The sequence below is a fragment of the Ignavibacteriota bacterium genome (assembly GCA_016708125.1).
In the GTDB taxonomy this organism is placed as follows: Bacteria; Bacteroidota; Ignavibacteria; order Ignavibacteriales; family Melioribacteraceae.
In genome coordinates, this window is sequence record JADJGF010000001.1 from 476,812 (window position 1) to 496,732 (window position 19,921).

General features: G+C 29.3%; 20 protein-coding genes. All 20 read right to left on the reverse strand.

Features of this window, described 5'->3' with window-relative positions:
• Positions 1-5: 5 nt before the first annotated feature.
• The 20 genes from IPH62_02285 to IPH62_02380 all read right to left on the reverse strand — a co-directional run bounded on the left by IPH62_02285 (position 6) and on the right by IPH62_02380 (position 19,850).
• Positions 6-1,442 carry a sodium/solute symporter gene (locus IPH62_02285; protein ID MBK7104095.1) on the reverse strand — a complete coding sequence of 479 codons (1,437 nt, stop codon included), beginning with the start codon at positions 1,440-1,442 and terminating at the stop codon, positions 6-8.
• A gap of 5 nt (positions 1,443-1,447) precedes the next feature.
• A complete protein-coding gene (locus tag IPH62_02290) occupies positions 1,448-1,807 on the reverse strand; it encodes an STAS domain-containing protein (GenBank protein ID MBK7104096.1) in 360 nt (119 codons plus the stop codon).
• Positions 1,808-1,844: 37 nt separating this feature from the next.
• Positions 1,845-2,375 carry a hypothetical protein gene (locus tag IPH62_02295; protein MBK7104097.1) on the reverse strand — a complete coding sequence of 177 codons (531 nt, stop codon included), beginning with the start codon at positions 2,373-2,375 and terminating at the stop codon, positions 1,845-1,847.
• A gap of 3 nt (positions 2,376-2,378) precedes the next feature.
• On the reverse strand, positions 2,379-4,391 hold the full coding sequence (gene ligA, locus IPH62_02300; GenBank protein ID MBK7104098.1) for an NAD-dependent DNA ligase LigA: 2,013 nt from the start codon (positions 4,389-4,391) through the stop codon (positions 2,379-2,381).
• A complete protein-coding gene (locus IPH62_02305) occupies positions 4,381-5,343 on the reverse strand; it encodes a helix-turn-helix domain-containing protein (protein MBK7104099.1) in 963 nt (320 codons plus the stop codon). Before IPH62_02305 ends, ligA begins: the two co-directional genes overlap by 11 nt.
• A gap of 13 nt (positions 5,344-5,356) precedes the next feature.
• Entirely contained in the window at positions 5,357-6,721 is a 1,365-nt protein-coding gene (gene rsmB / locus IPH62_02310) for a 16S rRNA (cytosine(967)-C(5))-methyltransferase RsmB (protein ID MBK7104100.1), read from the reverse strand.
• A 140-nt stretch (positions 6,722-6,861) separates the two neighbouring features.
• The gene (gene rpmE / locus IPH62_02315; protein MBK7104101.1) at positions 6,862-7,065 is read right to left on the reverse strand and encodes a 50S ribosomal protein L31; all 204 of its coding nucleotides are present in this window, start codon (positions 7,063-7,065) and stop codon (positions 6,862-6,864) included.
• Between the two features lie 66 nt (positions 7,066-7,131).
• Positions 7,132-7,824 carry a hypothetical protein gene (locus IPH62_02320; protein ID MBK7104102.1) on the reverse strand — a complete coding sequence of 231 codons (693 nt, stop codon included), beginning with the start codon at positions 7,822-7,824 and terminating at the stop codon, positions 7,132-7,134.
• 3 nt (positions 7,825-7,827) lie between these two features.
• Positions 7,828-8,412, reverse strand: a complete 585-nt coding sequence (locus IPH62_02325; GenBank protein ID MBK7104103.1) for a sigma-70 family RNA polymerase sigma factor — start codon at positions 8,410-8,412, stop codon at positions 7,828-7,830.
• Between the two features lie 65 nt (positions 8,413-8,477).
• Complete coding sequence (gene holA, locus IPH62_02330) at positions 8,478-9,497, reverse strand: DNA polymerase III subunit delta (GenBank protein MBK7104104.1); 1,020 nt, start codon at positions 9,495-9,497, stop codon at positions 8,478-8,480.
• Between the two features lie 118 nt (positions 9,498-9,615).
• Positions 9,616-10,242 carry a peptidylprolyl isomerase gene (locus IPH62_02335; protein MBK7104105.1) on the reverse strand — a complete coding sequence of 209 codons (627 nt, stop codon included), beginning with the start codon at positions 10,240-10,242 and terminating at the stop codon, positions 9,616-9,618.
• Positions 10,243-10,250: 8 nt separating this feature from the next.
• Positions 10,251-11,099, reverse strand: a complete 849-nt coding sequence (gene uppP, locus IPH62_02340) for an undecaprenyl-diphosphatase UppP (protein MBK7104106.1) — start codon at positions 11,097-11,099, stop codon at positions 10,251-10,253.
• Positions 11,100-11,108: 9 nt separating this feature from the next.
• Entirely contained in the window at positions 11,109-11,717 is a 609-nt protein-coding gene (locus IPH62_02345; protein ID MBK7104107.1) for a hypothetical protein, read from the reverse strand.
• Entirely contained in the window at positions 11,717-12,787 is a 1,071-nt protein-coding gene (locus tag IPH62_02350) for a flippase-like domain-containing protein (GenBank protein ID MBK7104108.1), read from the reverse strand. The genes IPH62_02345 and IPH62_02350 overlap by 1 nt, the downstream gene beginning before the upstream one ends.
• Positions 12,774-13,301, reverse strand: a complete 528-nt coding sequence (locus tag IPH62_02355) for an outer membrane lipoprotein carrier protein LolA (protein ID MBK7104109.1) — start codon at positions 13,299-13,301, stop codon at positions 12,774-12,776. Before IPH62_02355 ends, IPH62_02350 begins: the two co-directional genes overlap by 14 nt.
• Positions 13,302-13,354: 53 nt before the next feature.
• Complete coding sequence (locus IPH62_02360) at positions 13,355-15,808, reverse strand: DNA translocase FtsK (GenBank protein MBK7104110.1); 2,454 nt, start codon at positions 15,806-15,808, stop codon at positions 13,355-13,357.
• On the reverse strand, positions 15,809-16,534 hold the full coding sequence (locus tag IPH62_02365) for a 2-phosphosulfolactate phosphatase (GenBank protein ID MBK7104111.1): 726 nt from the start codon (positions 16,532-16,534) through the stop codon (positions 15,809-15,811). It abuts the gene before it with no gap.
• Positions 16,531-17,619: a glycine cleavage system aminomethyltransferase GcvT gene (gene gcvT / locus IPH62_02370; protein ID MBK7104112.1), complete on the reverse strand. Its 1,089-nt coding sequence runs from the start codon at positions 17,617-17,619 to the stop codon at positions 16,531-16,533. The genes IPH62_02365 and gcvT overlap by 4 nt, the downstream gene beginning before the upstream one ends.
• A 3-nt stretch (positions 17,620-17,622) precedes the next feature.
• Entirely contained in the window at positions 17,623-18,267 is a 645-nt protein-coding gene (gene fsa / locus IPH62_02375) for a fructose-6-phosphate aldolase (protein MBK7104113.1), read from the reverse strand.
• 29 nt (positions 18,268-18,296) lie between these two features.
• Positions 18,297-19,850 carry an Rne/Rng family ribonuclease gene (locus tag IPH62_02380; protein MBK7104114.1) on the reverse strand — a complete coding sequence of 518 codons (1,554 nt, stop codon included), beginning with the start codon at positions 19,848-19,850 and terminating at the stop codon, positions 18,297-18,299.
• Positions 19,851-19,921: the final 71 nt, after the last annotated feature.

Below are 19,921 nucleotides of genomic sequence, written 5' to 3' on the forward strand. Positions count from 1 at the left end.
AAAATTTATTTTTTACTTAAGTAAGATAAAAAAGTTCCAAGTAGTATGGTAGCAGTAACTCCAATAAGTGTAAACCAGGTCCATGCAGCTAATTTTAATGAAATAACCGTAATCATGATAAAAATTCCTCCGGTAAATGCAGCAAGCGCATCTTCTTGCGAGGCTTTTTTAACAAATAATCCCAACATAAAAGTTCCTAATAATCCGCCATAAGTAAATGATGCAATACTCAAAGCAAGTTCAACAACTGTTTGCGGAGAATTCATAAAAAATAAAGCTGCAAATATTAGCATTACCGTCCAGAAAATTGTAAAAATCCTTGAGACTTTTAAATCGTTTTCTTTATTTCTATTTTTCTTAAAAGGTTGATAAAGATCCATCATTGTGGATGAAGAAAGCGCGCTTACAGAACCGGCTAAAGTTGACATTGCCGCAGCAAATAATCCCGCGATAATTATTCCGGAAAATGGCGATGGAATATTTTCAATTATAAATTTTGGGAAAATTTCATCTGATCTTAATTCTAATTTTCCATAAAATGCATATAAAGCTACGCCAACTAAAAGGAAAATTACAAATTGAATAATTACTACAATTCCACTTCCAATGATTGCTTTTTGTGCCTGCTTTAAATTTTTTGTGCTCAATAATCTTTGCACAATTAATTGATCTGTTCCGTGTGAAGCCATTGATAAAAATGCGCCGCCGATTATTCCGCTAAATATTGTATAAGGCTGATTGAAAAATTCTGAAATCGAATTTCCAAAATTCAGATTAATAATATTAAGTTTGTTTTCAACTTGAGCAGAATTAATTAAAGTTGTAAATCCATCCGGTAAAAATTTGAAAAGTAAAAAATATCCGGCAAGCAAAGCTCCGCCTAAATAAATAAACATTAATAAAACATCAACCCAAATAATTCCTTTCATTCCGCCAGTAATAGTGTAAAGTAAAGTAACAATTGCAATTATAATTATTGCTGAAGTGTAATCAATTCCTAACATTAATTTTAATGGAATTGCCGTTGCGAAAAGTCTAACGCCATCTGCCGCAGTTCTGGTAAACAAAAAAACAATTGATGAAAATGATCTTGTTTTGTGTCCGAATCTATTTTCGAGAAATGCATAAGCCGTATTCAATTCACCTTTGAAATATGATGGAAGGAAAAATTTTGCAATTATAATTCTTCCTATTAAATATCCAAAAGTAACTTGTAAAAAATTCAGATTTGTTAAATAAGCTAAACCGGGAATTGAAATAAAAGTAAGTGTGCTTGTTTCTGCGGCAACAATTGAAAAACAAACTGCCCACCAAGGAATATTTTTTGAACCCAAAAAATAATCTTCAACTGTTTTTTGTTTTCCGCCTTTAAAAATTCCAAATAATGCAACACCAATTAAAAAAAGAACGATTACAACATAATCAAAAGTTTTATCCACAATAAAACCTAAATTGCTTTTAACTCATTTACAGCTTCTTCAACCGTTTCTTTTATTGGAAGTACACGATTTAGTTGAGAAATTTCAATTAAAGTTCTCACATTTTTTTGCGGAGCGGCTAATCTAATGTGACCATCATTTGTCTGCAGAATTCTAAACGATAATAAAATTGCGCTTAATCCTGAGCTATCGCAATATTCTATTTCGGATAAATCAAAAACTAATTTTTGTATATCTTCATTTGAAAGTAAAATTGTTAATTCGCCTTTTACCAAGCCGGCAATCGATGCATCAAATGTTTTTTCGTGCAATTTAAAAATTGCAACATCGTCAATTTTCTTAAACTCAAAGTTTACATTTTCATTCATATTATTACATTATTTTTTCAATTTGATAAAATTAAAATCAAAACATCTTTAATGAATTTAATAAATTTCTGTATGATATTTCAGAATTTATTTTTGAATTTACAAGCTGAAAATTATAAAGATTTTCTACATTATTTTTTTTAAATCCAACTTTAAATTTTGCTTTAATTAAACTTACTGCCGAAACTAAAAATAAGTTATCATCTCTTTCCAAATCTACAAGCACGTCAAATTTGTGATTTGCAATTTTATCTTGCAATTGTTTATTTGGCAAACCCAGCTTTGTAATGTCATCAAAATTATAAGTAATTGTATTAAAATTATTTGTTAACCGAACTAAATTTTTTCTATGCTCAGGTAAAAATAATGTTACATTTTTTTTATGAATTTGAAAATATTTTGCAACATCAAAACTATTGTTAAAATCAAGATCATTTAAAGGAAGAACTAAAATATAATCAAGTGATTCTTCAACAAAGTTATTGAACGAAAATTTGTCATTAAAATTTTTCAACATTTTCTTTTTGAAAATGTAATAGCCGATTCTATTTTTAAATTCTTCAAACAATTTTCAATTCTCTAACATTTGTTCAAATTTTGCTTCGTCAATAATTTTAATATTCAATTTCTGTGCTTTATCCAATTTTGAGCCGGCATTTTCTCCCGCTAAAACAAAATCTGTTTTGTTACTTATTGATGATGTTACTTTTCCGCCGTTTTGTTCAATTATATTTTTCGCTTCATCTCTTGTAAATTTTGATAGAGTTCCTGTAAGTACAAAAGTTAAGTTTTCAAAAATACTATTTCTTTGCGATTTATTTTCACTTTCAAAATTTAATCCGGCAGATTTAAGATTATTTATAATTTCCAAATTTTTAGGATTGTTGAAAAAACTTTTCACACTTGCTGAGATTTTGGGACCAATTTCCGGAACTTCTTCAATTTCTTCATTTGATGCATTTATTAAATTATCAATATTTCCAAAATGATTTGCTAATTTTTTTGCAGCTCCAGCTCCAACAAATCTTATCCCAATTGCAAATAAAACTTTTTCAAAAGGTTTAGATTTACTTTTTTCAATTGCATTTAATAAATTCACCACACTTTTTTCACCGAATCTTTCAATAGAAATTAATTCATTTTTTCTTCCGGGAAGTTTAAAAATATCAACGTATGAATTCAGCAATTTCATATCAACAAAAATATTTATTATTGATTCGCCCAAACCTACAATATCCATAGCTCCGCGCGATGCAAAATGTTCTATTCTTCCTTTTATTTGCGCGGGACAAAAATTATTTACGCAATAAATTGCAACTTCTTCTTTCGGATAAAATAAATTTTCTCCACAAACCGGACAAACTTTCGGAGTTTCAGTTTTGGCAATTCCGTCTTCACGTTTTTCCAAATCAACTTCAGAAATTTTAGGAATTACATCTCCGCCTTTTTCAATAATTACAATATCACCAACTCGAATATCTTTTCTTTCAATTTCATCTTTGTTGTGTAAAGTTGCGCGGCTTATTGTTGAACCAGCAAGAAAAACCGGTTCAAGTTCTGCAACGGGAGTAACAGCACCGGTTCTTCCAACTTGCCAAGTTATAGAAAGTAATTTTGTTGATATTTTTTTCGGAGGAAATTTAAAAGCTATTGCCCACCTTGGAGATTTTGCAACATTCCCCAGTTTTTTCTGAAGTTCAATATCATTTACTTTTATTACAACGCCGTCAGTTTCGTAAGGTAAACTTTCTCTTTTTTTATCCCAAATTTCACAATATTGAATAACTTCATTTATATTTTTACAAAGTTTAAAATTTTCGTTTACTTTAAATCCAAATGATTTCAAAATCTTCAAATTATTTTCTTGGCTTGCTAATTCTTGCTCTTCCGAAAATAAATAATATGTAAAAATATTTAATGGTCGCGAAGCAACAATTTTGGGATCTTGCAATTTCAACGTTCCAGCAGTAGAATTTCTTGGATTTGCAAAAAGCTTTAAATTTTCAGATTCTCTTTGTTCATTTAACTTTTTAAATTCCTCAATTTCCATAAATACTTCGCCGCGCACTTCAAACTTATTAGGAATTTTCTCTTTTTTCTGAATCAATTTTAACGGAACAGTTTTTATTGTTTTTACATTATTTGTAACGTCTTCACCGGTAATTCCATCACCGCGAGTTGCTGCACTTTTTAAAATTCCATTTTCATAAATTATGCTTATCGAAACTCCGTCAATTTTTAATTCCGCTACATATTCAATATCTATATTTATTTTTAAAAAATTTTTTATTCGATTATCAAAATCAATAAGTTCTTGTTCATTGTAAGAATTTGCCAAACTCAGCATTGGAGTTTTATGTGTAACCGATATAAATTCTTTTGTTAAATCTGAACCGACTCTTTGTGTCGGCGATTCGGTAGTAATTAAATGAGGGTTTTCATTTTCTAATTTTTGAAGTTCTTTATAAAGTTGGTCATACTCAAAATCAGTAATTTTTGGTTCTGCGAGAACATAATAATTGTAATCATATTCTCTTATTTTATTTCTTAATTCTTCAATATAATTTTGAATATCATTCGCCATTTTTTACTATTTTCTTCAAAGATAAATATTCAATTCCATTTTTAGTAATTATCAATTTTCTTGCTTTTCCAACAGCTTTATTAAAATCTAATTCCTTATTATTTAAAAATAATTTTACAGAACCGGAATTTCCGATGTGTAATAAAAATTGCTCTTGAGCATTAAAAATTTTTGTCATTTCTTTTGTAATTATAAACTCATTATTATCTTTTTCATCAATAACAGCACGTATCCAAGCTTTATCATCGCAAACTATTTTTAATTCAAGCCCGGATTTATTTGTTTGAATAATCTGAGATTCAATTGGTTCTTGTAACATTTGGTTTGCTGAATCTTGAATTGCACTATCTGAAATTTCTAATGAAGTTGTATCCTGATTAACAAAAGTATCAAGAATTGCAGTTTTGGGAAGTGTTTCCTCAAATGGCTTTTCCGTAATGAATGAATTTTCCTTATCTCTTAAAAATGTATTATACACAACAAAAATAACAAGTATTAATACTATTGCAAGAAGTGAATAATACATTGTATAATTTTTTTCTATATGTTTTGATACCGGTGCCTGTTTAAGATTTTCAACATTTGTTGAATTTTCATCATGAATTATTTCCGCAGTTTTTTCAATTTCATTCTTTACGGATTTGGATTCATTTTTCTTATCACTTTCTATATTTTTCGATTCAATATTTTCAGTCGGCTCAAAATTTAAACCTTGTTTTGCTATTTCAAATTTGGAAACAATTTCATCTGTATTTAAATCAATTGATTTGCAATATTCTTTTAAAAATGCCTTCATATAAACTTCTGGCATAATAGAAAAATTGCCATCTTCAATTGCTTCTAAAAATTTTTTATCTATTCTTGTTTTAGAATGAATTTGGTCAAGAGTTATTTTTTTTTCTTCCCTTTTTGATTTTAGCTGTTCAGAAAATTTTTTCAACATTTCATTCATTTCCCCCCCGGTTTCAGAATTTCCTTAAAATTTTTGCGACAAATGCTCCATCCATATTATTTTTATTTGGCAATGTTTGAACGCATCCATTTTCATCAATAACTTCTTGATTAAATGTTTCATTTAAGTTTACCAACTCAAAATTATTATTGGATGATAAAAATTTATTTACAATGTCTATGTTTTCTTCCGGTTCGGTTGTGCACGTACTATAAACAATTATTCCGCCAATTTTAACTGAGGCTGCGGCTTTCTCAAGAAGTTTAAGTTGAATATCATTCAACTTTCTAATATCACCTAAATCTTTCTTCCATTTTATATCCGGTTTTTTTGTTAATGTTCCAATTCCGCTGCAAGGAACATCTGCTAAAACTCTATCAAAATCATTTTCATCAAAATTTAAGGAATCTTTGACAACTGTTCTAACATTATTAATTCCTAATCTTTCAATATTTTTTTTCAAAATTTCCAATCTATTTTCAAATTTATCAACGGCAACAATTTCACCTTTATTTTTCATTTCATCAGCAAGAAACGCGGTTTTCCCACCGGGTGCTGCGCAAAGATCAAGAACTTTCATATCTGGCTTTACATCCAAAGCTTTACATGCAAAACCGGTGCTTTCATCTTGTATTGAAAAATATCCTTTCTGAAAATATTCCCAACTGCTAATATTTGTCAACGAAGATAACTCAAGATATTCCTCTAAATATTTTCCATTTTTATATTTAAGATCAACGGAATCTAAAAGTGATTTTAATTCATCAATATTTGTCTTTAACGAATTTATTCTAAGAGTGTGTTTGGGTCTATTATTATTTGCGATTAATAAATTTTTTGTTTCTTCTTCACCGAATCTTTTTACCCATCTTTTCACCATCCAAGTTGGATGCGAATAATATGCGGCTAAATATCCTACAATATCTTCCTCTTTATTTGGATATCTTATTGAGTCTTTACTTCTAATAATATTTCTTAAAACTGCATTTGTTAAATTTGCGGATTTTTCACCTTGAAGTTTTTTAACAAATTCTACGGATTCATTTACAGCTGCGTGTTCGGGAATTTTATCCAAAAATAAAATTTGATAAAGTGCAACTCTCATTGAGTTTTTAACATTGGGAATACATTTTGAAAATTGACCTTTGTAAAATCCATTTAAAATCCAGTCAATTCTGCCAAGCCATCTAATTACACCATGAACAATTTCAAATAGTAATGCTTTATCTTTTCCGCTAAGTTCTGAGTTTTTTATTTCAATATCTAACAATTTTTCTAAATAAGCGTCGGTTCTATCAACTCTATTTAGAAGTTTTACAGCAATTCCTCTAACGCCGGCATATAAATTAGTTTCGGAGCCAATTACGACTTGTTGCATAAAAGTTCAATTAATTTATTTATTAAATGTGAGTTAAATTTACTAAAAAGAAAAGAAAATAAAGAATTTTAGATTTTAAGAAATGAAAAAGCTTTCACAAAATAAACTATAAAGTCAGATTATTTTAAGAAAGCTTTAAATTATTTTTTCAAACCGTATTTTTTGTTGAATCTATCAACTCTACCGGTTGAATCTAACAATTTCTGTTTTCCGGTAAAAAATGGATGACATTCTGAACAAATTTCCAATTTTATATGATCAACAGTTGATTTTGTTGTAAAAGTATTTCCGCAAACACAAGATACTTCACAATTTTGATAATTAGGATGAATATTATTTTTCATTTTAAACCCGATAAATTTTAGCCACTAAAAATATCAAAACTTTCTATAAAATTCAATATTCTTAAGTTATCTTTCTTTTTGTTTGTACATTTCTCTTTTTAACGAATCAAGCTTTGCTTTTAAAGTTTCCACATATTTTTTATCAACTTCTTCTCTAATATAAAAACCGTCGAAAATTAAGGAATTACTTCTGTTTGCCAAAGTTGCTCTTCTATCAATAGTTCTTGGATTATTATCATTATTCTGAAGTGCTTGATCTAAATTTGTCGATTTATAATTATTGAACGGAAACTTGGATTTATCAAAACTTTGAGCAATTTCTTGAGATTTTTTTACTTCATTCTGAATATTTTTGTCCGAAATGTTTTCAGAAACCACCGATTTACTTTTAACAATTACATCGTTTTTATTTACTTCACTGTTAGAAGTTATACTTTGGGAATTCAATAAATTTCCGGCAGATTCAGTTCTAAGTTTGGGAGAAATTTGAAATGGATTTTCAAAATTTTCCGGATCAGCATTTAGAAAAAACAATGAAATTACTACTGCTGCTGTTGCAAAACTTCCAACCGGAATTAAAACTTTCCACGGGAAAAACGAAAACTTTTTATCGGTTTTAGTCTCAAAGTTTTTATTCTGAATTTTTACTTTAAGATTATACTCAAAATTATCATCCGCTTTAACTTTGGGAAGTTCTTTAAGTAAATTAATTACATGTTTATATTGCTCATCGTTAGAATTGTAGAGATTTTGCTCCATAAATTACCCACTGTAAATATTTTTTAATAATTCTTGAAGATGTTTTCTTCCTCTATTGATTCTTGATTTAACCGTACCAATCGATAATTCCGTAATTTCCGCAATTTCTTCGTATGATAAACCATCAATATCTCTTAAAATTACAACTTCTCTATAAACCGGTTTTACTTTCAATAAAGCTTTTTGAATAATTTCACCTTTCATTTCGCTGTCTGTAGCTCTTTCCGGCGAAACAAAAGAAGTATCTTCTACTTGAATTTTCTTTTCGTCATCATCATTATCCAGCGAAAAAATCATTCGTCTTTTTCGCCTTTTCAATTCATTACGTGCTAAATTTCCGGCAATTGTGTAAATCCATGTAGAAAATTTTGCAAACGATTTGTAAGAATCTTTATGCAAATAAAATTTAATCATCGTATCTTGAACAATATCGGTACAAAGATCTTTATCGCCCAAAAATCTGTAAACATAGTTTGTTAACGGATCTTTAAATCTGTTCACCAAAATTTCATAAGCTTCAAGAGTATTATTTTCTTGAAATTCTTGGATTAATTCTTCGTCAGTTAATTCGTTTAGTCTTCTATCCAATGATCTTTATACTTTTTGTTTATAAAAAGGTTTCAAAAATTAAGTAATTTTGAATAAAAATAATTCTATTCAATAAATATTTCGGTCAATAAAATTGTTGCTAAAGTTTTTTCTTCAATCCCAGAAGTTTTGAGAGAAAAATCGGCGTTAAAAAGTGCCTTAAATGCTTTATAAATTTTTTGTTCATTATTAAAATACGAAGCATTTTTACAATTAATATAATAATATTTGGAAACTCCAATTGCTTGCGAAGCTTCAACATCATTTAAACTTCTTTGCCTTAATTCAAATGATTGAGAAATTACGGTAAAAAATTTTGTAAGCATCGAAATAATAAAAATTAAATCTTTTCCGGTATCAAGAAGATTAAACATAACTTTTAAAGAATTGCTTTTATTTCCTTTCCCAATCGAATTTAGCAAATCAAAAATTGAATATTCTTTTGTTGCGGAAGAAAGACTTTTGATTTCTTCAGCAGTAATTTCTTTTTTATCATTTAAAAAACTTTTAATCTTTTGAAACTGCATTTCAAGCAATGATTTATCTTCGCCGATAATTTCAATCAACATTTTAACATTTTCTGAAGTTACATTAATTTCAAGCTGAGTGCATCTTTTTTTTACCCAATTTTCTAAATCGATTCCTTTTAATTCTTTTGCTTCAAAAAGAAATTCTTTTTCTGATAAAAGTTTATAAGGTTCCGAATTTAAATTTGAAATTGTACCGTAATTTGCAATTACAAGAATTGTACTTTCAGCCGGATTTGTTGTATAAGGATTGAGTAGTTTTTTGTTTGCAAAATTTTCAAAGTTTTTAACAATTAATAATTTTTTGCCGGAACCGAAAGGAAAAGTCAATGCCAAATCAATCAAATTTGTTATTGATTCCTTTTTATCAACATCAACTATTTCTTTATCAAAATCACTTGAAATTAATTGTGCGGATTTTTCTTCAATTATTTTTATTGCATTATTAATTGCAAAATGATCTTCTCCGAAAAAAAAATAAATTGGTTTAATTTCAGATTTTGGTAAGTCGGAAATTAGCGAATATATAGAAGGCGTATTTTCTTTATTTCTATACATTATTTTGTGAATGAGTTCATCTAAAAATTCAATTTATATATCTGTGAAAATTTAATTCTTCCGCGTAATTTATGTTCAATTTTTATATGAAAATTATTTTTAGACGAACTCAAAATATTTATTTGGATTTTTTTTCAATTGTTACTTTGTTCATCACAACATCTTTTAAAGGTTTATCAAAAGGTTTAGATGTTGCAACTTTTCCAATACTTTGCACAACTTCAAGTCCGGAAATAACTTTACCAAAAACAGAATGTTTTCCATCGAGCCAAGGAGTTGGAACAAGCGTAATAAAAAATTGACTTCCGTTAGTATTTGGTCCGGCATTTGCCATTGATAAAATTCCGGGGCCAGTGTGTTTTAAATCTTTATGAAATTCATCTTTAAATGATCCACCAAAATAACTATCGCCACCGGAACCTGTTCCCGTTGGATCTCCGCCTTGAATCATAAAATTATCAATTATTCTGTGAAATTTTATTCCGTTATAATAATCTTTTATTGCTAAGCCAACAAAATTTTCTACCGTTTTAGGAGTTTTATCAGCAAATAATTCAATTTCGAAATCTCCCATACTTGTATTAATTTTTGCAATTAACATTTCGTTTGGGTTAAGAGTCATTAATTCTTTCACTTTTACCTCATATGGATTTTGTTTTATATTTTCTTCTTTTGTTAATGTTTGTTTTCCGTTACAGCTAATAAAAATCGAAGCAATTACCAAAAATATTCCAAAGTATTTCATAAGCCCCCTTATGGATTTATAAGATTATTAAAAATCATAAGAATTATTACAGTTCCAATTATAATTCTGTAAACAACAAAAACATAAGTGGAATTCTTTTTCAAAAATTTCAGCAGAAATTCAATTGTTAAATAACCACTAATTGCCGATGCAATTGTTGCAACAACTAAAGTTACAATTCCGGAACCATCAATATATTCTAAAGCCTCATAAAGTTGAAGTAAACCGCTGCCTAAAATTGCGGGAATACTTAACAAAAATGAAAATCGCGCTGCGGTTTCTCTTTTAAATCCTAAAAATATTCCGGCAGTTAAAGTTGTTCCAGATCTTGAAGAACCAGGAATTAATGCAAGCGATTGTGCAAATCCAACAATTAATGCATCGTACCATTTTATATCTTTCAACTCTCTTTTAAATTTTCCTAATTTTTCTGCAACTGCTAGAATTATTCCTAAAACAATTAAACTTGTTCCAATAACGTATAAATTTTTTGTTAATGCGCCTTCAATTATGTCTTTAAAACCAATTCCAATTACAACAACCGGAATTGAACCCAAAATTATATACCATCCCATTTTTGAATTTTCTGATTGATTACTGAAACTTTTTCTTTTCAATATATTTTCATTTAAAAATTCTATTGTAATTTTCCATAAATCATTCCAGAAATAAATTAATATTGCGACTAAAGTTCCTAACTGAATTACCGCGATGAAAGATGTCCATTGTTCCGGATGTTCATCAGAAATTAATCCCATTAATTTTCCGGCAACAGTTAAATGACCGGTACTGCTAATTGGCAAGAATTCTGTTAATCCTTGAATAATCCCTAAAATAATTGCTTCAAAAATATTCACTGAATTTCCTTAAAAGTAATAAATTACACCGAGTTTTAATCCAACTCCAAAAGCAGCAACATTAAATTTGGCATAGCTAACAGTTTTAATTTCTCCGGGTGCATCATAAAATATTTCTCCGGCAATAAGCGCATAAAAATTTTCGCCAAGTTTTGTATCACCTTGAGCTTTTGCTAAAATTCCATATCCTTTTGTAATATAATTATTTTTACTCCCGTAACTTCCCAATTCTTCTTCTGCTTGAACAATTCTAATTCCTAAACCACCGCCAAATTTAAATTTGAAACCATTTCCTGTAATACAATAATAAAACAACAAAGAAGGTTTATGTTTATTCAATTGCAGATTATAATAACCCAATGAATTGAAAGAAAAGATATTAAAATTATACTCAACCCCAAGTTGGTATTTTTCTGATAAATTATAATTGAATTGTGTAAAAAAATCTGCCGATGTTGTAAATGAGGGAATATCTTCTCCGGAAGAAAAATTTGCGTTAATATAATCTCTAAGATCCGATGCATTAAAAAAAGACAAACCCATTCCTCCGCCGATTTCATATTGCGCATAAAATTTTTGTATTGATAAAAGAAATAGAATTACAATAATTTTTTTCATTACGATTTCTCTTTGCTTCTAAAAACAGTTAAGAAATTTGCTACAGGTAAGCCTTTCTTTTCTTGTACTTTATTTATTAAATATGAAAGCAAAATTGTAAAAACAATAAATAAAATGTATGAGGTTATATGTGTTAAAATTGCAAATGCTCCGCTGATTTCACTGCTGAAATTATACAAGCTTACCAAAACAGAAATTACAATTAAATGATATGAACCTGTTGCGCCAGGAGTTGGGATTATAACTCCGAATGCACTGATTGTCATAACAATCCATGCCATTGAATAACTTACCGGCTGTATTTTATCCATGTGAATTGAATAGAAAGCAATGTACGCTGTTAATCCATACAAATACATTATTAAAGCGGAAAGAAGAATTACCGATACGAAATTTTTTGTTCCTTTTAAACTTGCAAAACCATCGGTTAGCAAATGAAAACCTTTTGCTAAAACATTTGCAAACTTTTCTGAAAATCTCCCGATGAATTGCAAAATTGCGTTGTAAAATTTTTCCTTAAACTTAACGAGTAAAAACAAAAATATAATTATACTTATAATTGCCGCAAAGCCAATATATACAGTTGATTTCAGCCAGCTAATTTCTGAGTAAAGATTTCCCGAATAAATTGCAACACTTAATAAAACTGAAAATCCTAAAACCAAAATATCAATAACTCTTTCAACAACAATTGTTCCAACCATTGAGGATCTTGAAATATTTTCCCATCTGCCTAAAAATAAACCACGATAAAGTTCGCCTAATCTTGGCACAACACAATTAACTCCGTAACCAACCATTACTGCGCCAAATAAATTTAGAAGAGATGTATTTTCTTTTACGGATTTAATTATAATTTTCCATCGTAATGCTCTAACAATATGCGACATTGCCCAAACTACTAAATAAAGTAAAAACCATGTAATTGAAATGTTCTTTAAAATTGTAAAGACTTCAGCAAAATTAATATTGCTAAAAGCCATGTAAAGAAAAATAAACATCAGTATTATTGGAAATGCATAACTGAATATTTTTTTTAGATTTGCCAAGTTAGAATTATCTGAGGTCAATAATTTTCAATCCTTTAGTTTCTTTGAAGTTAAAAACAGTTGAAGATAAATCAACATTAATATTAATTTCTGAAAATCTAAATTCGAACTTGCTTCCGCTGAAATCTTCTATCAAAATTTTCGTAATAACAAATTCATTGTTAACCCAGAGTTTTGCAATTTTAAAATTAAAATTTGTCTCAGAGGCATCCAAAGAAATCAGGAAATTATTTTCATCAATTTTTTCTTCTGTTACTTTACATTCCTTAGGATAATCATAAATATATTCACGCAACGAAAATGCCAAAGGATCTTCATCAACATTGGAAATTATAACTTTCTTTTTTGAATTTTCAACATTCCAAATAGTTTTACCATCTGAAATTATTGTATTTTTTTCCAGCTCAATTCTGTAATTATTTTTTTGAGAAAAATAAAATTTCCCATTCATCACATTTACATTATTTGCCGATTGAACAAAATCTGCTTTTAAATTATTTGTGTTCTCAAATTTTTGTTGGATTTTTAAAATCAAATTTTCATTCTGATTTTGCAAAAAAGTTATCAGTATTGAAAAGATTAAAAATATCATATTGACCTTAACAAAGTTTCTAATTGTTCTTCATTCTCAATAATTACTTCACGGGCTTTACTACCTTCAGAAGGACCAACAACGCCGGCTTCCTCAAGCTGATCAACAATTCTTGCCGCACGCGAATAACCAAGTTTTAATCTTCTCTGCAAAAGTGAAACCGAACCTTGCTGATGACGAACTATTACACGTGCTGCATCTTCAAACATCGGATCTTTATCCTCAAGAAAATTTGCACCTTCGCTGCTTTTTTTATCATACATTGAAGGAAGAAAATATCTTTTTTTGTATCCGCCCTGCACATAAATAAAATTAGTAACTTTTTCTACTTCATCTGTTGATACAAAAGCATTTTGCATTCTTATTGGTTTTGGAACTCCGCCGGGAAGAAATAACATATCACCGCGTCCCAATAATTGTTCGGCGCCGTTCATATCAAGAATTGTTCTTGAATCAATTTTAGTCGCAACTTGGTACGCAATTCTTGCCGGAAAATTTGCTTTAATAACGCCGGTGATAACATTTACCGATGGTCTTTGAGTCGCAACAACTAAATGAATTCCAACTGCTCTTGCAAGCTGCGCCAATCTTGTAATCGGCGCTTCAACTTCCTTTCCGGATGTAATCATCAAATCCGCCAACTCATCAATTATAACAACAATATACGGAAGTTTATAATGTTTCATGTTTTCGGTATCTAACGGTCGTTGTTTGGGATTAGCAATTTTTTTATTGTAATCAACAATATGTCTAACTCCTAATTTTGCAAGTTTGTCATATCGTTTTTCCATTTCATGTTCAACGGATTTAAGAACCAATAAAGCATTTTGCGGACTTGTAATAATTTCTTCATTTAAATCCGGAGAAATTGCCAAATAATGTTTGCTCAATTTTCCGTAAAAAGATAATTCAATTTTCTTTGGATCAATAATTACAAATTTTATATCGGATGGATGTTTGGCATAAATCAAACTTGTTAAAAGCATATTAATACCAACACTTTTTCCGGAGCCTGTTGAGCCTGCAATTAATAAATGCGGCATAATTGCTAAATCTGTAATATAAACTTCGCCAACAATTGTTTTACCTAATGCAATTGGCAATTCTGCTTTAGATTTTCCAAGATGTGCCAAGACAGAACGTGCACTTACAAGTTGAGATTTTTCATTTGGAATTTCTACACCAATTGCACTTTTGCCGGGAATTGGCGCAATAATTCTAATTCCTCTTGCGGCAAGCGCTAATGCAATATCATGTTCAAGACTTACAATTCTGCTGATTTTAACTCCGGGCGCCGGAACAATTTCGTATAAAGTTACAACTGGTCCGGGAGTAACAGAAATATCATCAATATCTATATCAAAAAGTTTTAATTTTTCTTTAAGAAGTTCTGCATTTTGTTTTAATTCTTTTTCAGAAACAGCAACAGATTCATCCTCGGAATATTCCAGAAGCTCAAGAGTTGGCGGATTAAATTTAATATTTTCTTCCCATTGCTCTGGTTGATCTGCTTCTATTTTTTTATCAACTGCGGGAATTATTTCATCCGAATCTTTTGTTTTACTACTTGTAACAATAACTTCCGGTTCAACTTGCGGTTTGGAAATTTTTACTTCTTCTTCGGCTCTTACAATTCTAATTTTGGTTTCCGGTTGAGCTGGTTCTTCATCAGCAATTTCTTCTTTATCTTCCTTTGATTTAAAAAGTTTCTTTTTAGGAATCGTAATTTTTTTAATCTTTTCTAAGCTCTCAGAAATTTTATCTTTTTCTTCTAAATTTATTCTAATTGTTTCATCCGGTTTTTCTCTATTTAGATAACTGCTTATGTAATTTCTTACAGCTCTAAATCTTAAATCAAATGCAATAAAAAGTGAAATAAACATTCCCGTTAATAAAACAATTATACTTCCCAACATTCCAAAAATTCTGCTTAAAACCGTTCCAAAAAAATCACCGATATTTCCGGCTAAAACAATACTGTTAAAAATAAAATCTTGTTCAGTGTTTAATCTTATTACGCCAAAAAAAGTTGCTAAAATAATTCCAAAAATTAGGAGAAAGTTTGAAATATTTAATGCAAGTTTTTTATCGCTATTTTTTAGAATTGTGTAACCCCAGACAAATAAAATTATTGGAATTACAATTGAGAAATATCCAATTGTGGAATGAATTAAAAAATGTGCTGTGTAGGCTCCAAAAATTCCCAACCAATTATGGGTAAATTGAGTTCTATGAATATAATCCGGATCGGTTGAAAATACTTTGAAGAAATCCGTAAAATCAAAATGTAATCTTGCTTGGTCATAACTGGAAAAAGACAAAATACTTAACAAAAGTAAAACGGCAGAAATTACTAAAAATAATCCAAGTAACTTTTTTTTCTTTTCAAGAGAAACTATAAAGTAAGTTTGGTCAGTTGAATTTTGATTATTTTTATTTTGCTTTGCCATTTATTTAACAATTGTTTTTATAACACCGGTTTGATAAAACGGGACAATATCACAAACATTTTGCTGAGCTGCAAAATCTAAATCTTCATTAAATCCGGCTTCAATTAATTTTTGACCATGTTCGGTTTCAGCAAGCATTTTACTTAATTTCTTTTTGTGTTTATCAAAAATTATTTTACATGTTTTACTAGAATCATCAAGAATAACTTCATCATTTGCAGTTTGAATTAATGAAATTAACATACCGGCACAGACAGAATCTTCGTAAGAATATTTTCCATTATTTCCAGAGCAAAGAATTTCAAAATCTTCACCGGTTTCAAGAATTTTTTCTTTAACAGCATTTACATTTAAAAATGATAAGATAAATAAATTTGCTGCATATTTTGCTTTTACAATTGCTCTTGATCCGTTTGTTGTAAAAAGAACAATTGATTTTCCTTCAACAATTTCTCTTTTGTATTCCAAAGGTGAATTGCCGAGAGCAAATCCTTCAATTTTTAATGTGTTTCTTTCGCCTCCTAAAAGTGTGTGACCTTTAAAAGAATTTCCGGAAACAGTCATTGCAAATTCTACAGAGCTTACAGGAATAATTTCCTTTGCACCGTTTTGCAAAGCTGTTACAATTGTTGTTGTTGCTCTAAGTACGTCTATTACTACGACATTCTTTTTCGTAAAATAGAGTTCATCAACACTAAGCGGAGTAAGTAAAGTATTAATTTTCATTTTTTTTCTTTTATAAATGGTAGTTTAGTGATTATCGTTTCAACCCCCTTTCCCCTTATATTTGCTTGAAGAATTGTTCCTTCTTCAGTAAAATTTTTTTCTATATATGCCAAAGCAATTGGTTTATCAATTGTTGGACTAACAGTACCGCTTGTAATTTTGCCAATAATTTTTCCGTCGCACATTATTTCATAACCTTTTCTTGGAAAAACTTTATCATTAAAAATAATTGGAACTAATTTTCTTGTAATTCCGTTTTCTTTAACTTTTTCTAAAACATCTTTTCCAATAAAACTATCTTTTTTCAATTTTGTAATCCAGCCTAATCCAGCTTCCAAAGTATTTGTAGTTTGATCAATATCATTTCCGTAAAGGCAAAAACCCATTTCCAAACGAAGTGAATCTCTGCATCCTAATCCGGTTGGCTGAATATCAAATTCTTTTCCGCACTCAAATAATTTTTCCCAAATATTTTCCGCAAATTCTTTTGAACCTTTGAAATATAATTCAAATCCTAATTCTCCGGTATAACCTGTTCTAGAAACAATAATTTCATTCCCATCAAAATGAGTTTTGAAAAATGTATAATATTCCAAATTGATTTTTTGATCTAATAATTTCTCAATTACTTTTTGTGAATTTGGACCTTGTACGGCAAGCAATGAATATTCATCGGATTCATCATTAATTTCCACATCGAATTTATTGTTCTTTTTCATCCACTCAAAATCTTTATCTTTATTTGCTCCATTTACAACTAGCAAAAATTCCACATCGGATATTTTATAAACAAGCAAATCATCAACAATTCCGGCATCTTCATAACACATTGCCGAATATTGAACTTTTCCATCTGATAAAATTGCGGCATTATTTACTGTAATATATTGAACAAAATCTAAGGCGTTATTTCCTTTAATAAATATTTCGCCCATATGCGAAACATCAAAAACTCCAACCGAATTTCTAACAACTTTATGTTCTGCAATTATTGAAGAATATTGAATCGGCATTTCGTAACCGGCAAATTCAACTAATTTAGCTCCATACTTTTTATGAACATCAATAAATTTTGTCTGTTTCATTTTTTATCCGTTTAATTTTTTCCAATCTTTTAAGAATGTTTCTAATCCGCTGTCCGTCAAAGGATGATTGAATAATTTTTTAATAACGCTAAATGGAATTGTTGCAACGTGTGCGCCAAGTTCCGCGGCTTCTACCAAATGAAGCGGATGACGAATGCTTGCAACAAGAACTTGTGTTTGATAATTATAATTTCTGTAAATAGTTAAAATCTGATCAATTAATTGCATTCCGGAATGGCTAATATCATCTAATCTACCGACAAACGGACTTACATAAGTTGCGCCGGCTTTTGCTGCTAACAAAGCTTGGGTTGGAGAAAAACATAAAGTTACATTTGTTTTAATGTTCATCGAAGTTAAAGTTTTTACAGCTTTTATTCCTTCAAGAATTAGTGGAATTTTTATAACAATATTTGGATGAATTGCAGCCAATTCTTCGGCTTCTTTCATCATTCCGTTATAATCTGTTGAAACAACTTCCGCGCTGATTGGTCCATCAACAATTTTTACAATTTCATTTAGAAGTTCTTTAAAATCTCTTCCTTCTTTTGCAACTAGTGATGGGTTTGTTGTTACTCCATCTAACAATCCCATTGAAGCGGCTTCTTTAATTTCATTAATGTTTGCGGTATCAATAAAAAATTTCATTTCTATTCCCCAAATTTATTTAAGAGTTTTTAAGCAATTTTTTCACCGGTCTTTTTAGATTTAACTTCAAAATCTTGCGGATTCAAATGTTCATTATCTTCTAATCTGATTCTAAAAAAATATTTTAGCTGAAGTTTATTAATGGTTGAGAAAAATCCTATTCGTAAATCATTGCTTAAAGATGGATGAACACTTAAAATAAAACTTCTAATTTTTCCTTGCGATTTATATCTTTTAAACCATTCTTCAATATCATGAATTACACTTGATCTTTTGGTCATCAATCCTGAACCGTTGCAGTATGGACAAACTTCATTTATTGATTGAATAATATTTTGACGAACTCGTTGTCTTGTAATTTGTACAATTCCAAAATCTGTCATTGGAAGCAATGCAATTTTTGCTCTATCTTTTTTAAATTCTTTCTTTAATTCGTCATAGATTTTTTTTCTATTTTTTTCTTCTTCCAGATCAATAAAATCTATTACAATTAATCCGCCGATATCTCTTAATCTTAATTGTCTAACAATTTCACGTGATGCTTCCAAATCAGTTTTTAGAGAATTTAATTCTTGTTCTTTCTTTGCGGCATATCTTCCGCTGTTTACATCAATTACGGTCATTGCTTCGGTGTGTTCAATTACAATATGTCCGCCATTTGGAAGCGGAACTTTTCTTCCCATTAAAGTTTTTATTTGTTCTTCAATTTTGAAAGTTTCAAAAATCGGCATGCGAGATTTGTAAAATTCAATTTTGGGAACTAATTCCGGCTGAACTAATTGAACATAATCTCTAATTTCTCTAAATAAACTTTTAGAATCGATAAAAACTTTTGTAACATCCGGAGTAAATAAATCTCTAATTACACTTGTTGTTGTTGTTAAATCATTATATAATAATTCCGGCGGTTTTGATTCTTTTACTTTTGCCTGAATATTTTTCCAGCTATTTACTAAATATTTTAAATCACTTTCAAGAGAATTTTCTTCCTGTTCTTTTGCTGCAGTGCGAATTATCAATCCGCAATTATCAGGCAAAATACTTCTTGATAAAATTTTTAATCTTTTTCGTTCTTTGAAATCAGAAATTTTTTTTGATATTCCAATTTTATTATCAAACGGCAGAAGTACGCAAAATCTTCCGGGTATTGAAATTGATGATGTTATTCTAACTCCCTTATTTGCTACAGGTTCTTTAATAATTTGTACAATTATATCTTGTCCTTTATGCAGTTTGGGAATTTGTGGAGATTTTTTTTCTACTTCGATTGGTTTAACATTTTCTGTTTGATCATCTTCGTCAATTCCGATTTCAGTTTCATCATCTTCATCTAAAACATTTTGAAATTCGCGGAACTGATCGCCAATATCAGAAAAGTGAAGAAATGCATCGTGTTTTAAACCAATATCAATAAATGCAGCTCTAATTCCGGGTAAAACTCTAGCAACTTTTCCAAGATAAATATTACCGACCATTCTTCCTTTTTCAGCGTTATCAACAAAAAAATCTATTAGAGTTCCTTCTTCGGTAATTGCAACTCTATTTTGTGCTGTGGATGAATTAATTATTATTTCTTTTTGCATATAAACTCGATTGAAGCATTAGTTCGATTATGCAAAATAGGCAGAAAAAGTTGTAATATTATTTTAACTTA

Bases quoted from the DNA above. Each gene is read 5' to 3' on its own strand.
- IPH62_02290 (MBK7104096.1), bottom strand. From the start codon at position 1,807: ATGAATGAAAATGTAAACTTTGAGTTTAAGAAAATTGACGATGTTGCA.
- ligA (MBK7104098.1), bottom strand. From the start codon at position 4,391: ATGGCGAATGATATTCAAAATTATATTGAAGAATTAAGAAATAAAATA.
- IPH62_02305 (MBK7104099.1), bottom strand. From the start codon at position 5,343: ATGAATGAAATGTTGAAAAAATTTTCTGAACAGCTAAAATCAAAAAGG.
- rsmB (MBK7104100.1), bottom strand. From the start codon at position 6,721: ATGCAACAAGTCGTAATTGGCTCCGAAACTAATTTATATGCCGGCGTT.
- rpmE (MBK7104101.1), bottom strand. From the start codon at position 7,065: ATGAAAAATAATATTCATCCTAATTATCAAAATTGTGAAGTATCTTGT.
- IPH62_02320 (MBK7104102.1), bottom strand. From the start codon at position 7,824: ATGGAGCAAAATCTCTACAATTCTAACGATGAGCAATATAAACATGTA.
- holA (MBK7104104.1), bottom strand. From the start codon at position 9,497: ATGTATAGAAATAAAGAAAATACGCCTTCTATATATTCGCTAATTTCC.
- IPH62_02335 (MBK7104105.1), bottom strand. From the start codon at position 10,242: ATGAAATACTTTGGAATATTTTTGGTAATTGCTTCGATTTTTATTAGC.
- IPH62_02345 (MBK7104107.1), bottom strand. From the start codon at position 11,717: ATGAAAAAAATTATTGTAATTCTATTTCTTTTATCAATACAAAAATTT.
- IPH62_02360 (MBK7104110.1), bottom strand. From the start codon at position 15,808: ATGGCAAAGCAAAATAAAAATAATCAAAATTCAACTGACCAAACTTAC.
- IPH62_02365 (MBK7104111.1), bottom strand. From the start codon at position 16,534: ATGAAAATTAATACTTTACTTACTCCGCTTAGTGTTGATGAACTCTAT.
- gcvT (MBK7104112.1), bottom strand. From the start codon at position 17,619: ATGAAACAGACAAAATTTATTGATGTTCATAAAAAGTATGGAGCTAAA.
- fsa (MBK7104113.1), bottom strand. From the start codon at position 18,267: ATGAAATTTTTTATTGATACCGCAAACATTAATGAAATTAAAGAAGCC.
- IPH62_02380 (MBK7104114.1), bottom strand. From the start codon at position 19,850: ATGCAAAAAGAAATAATAATTAATTCATCCACAGCACAAAATAGAGTT.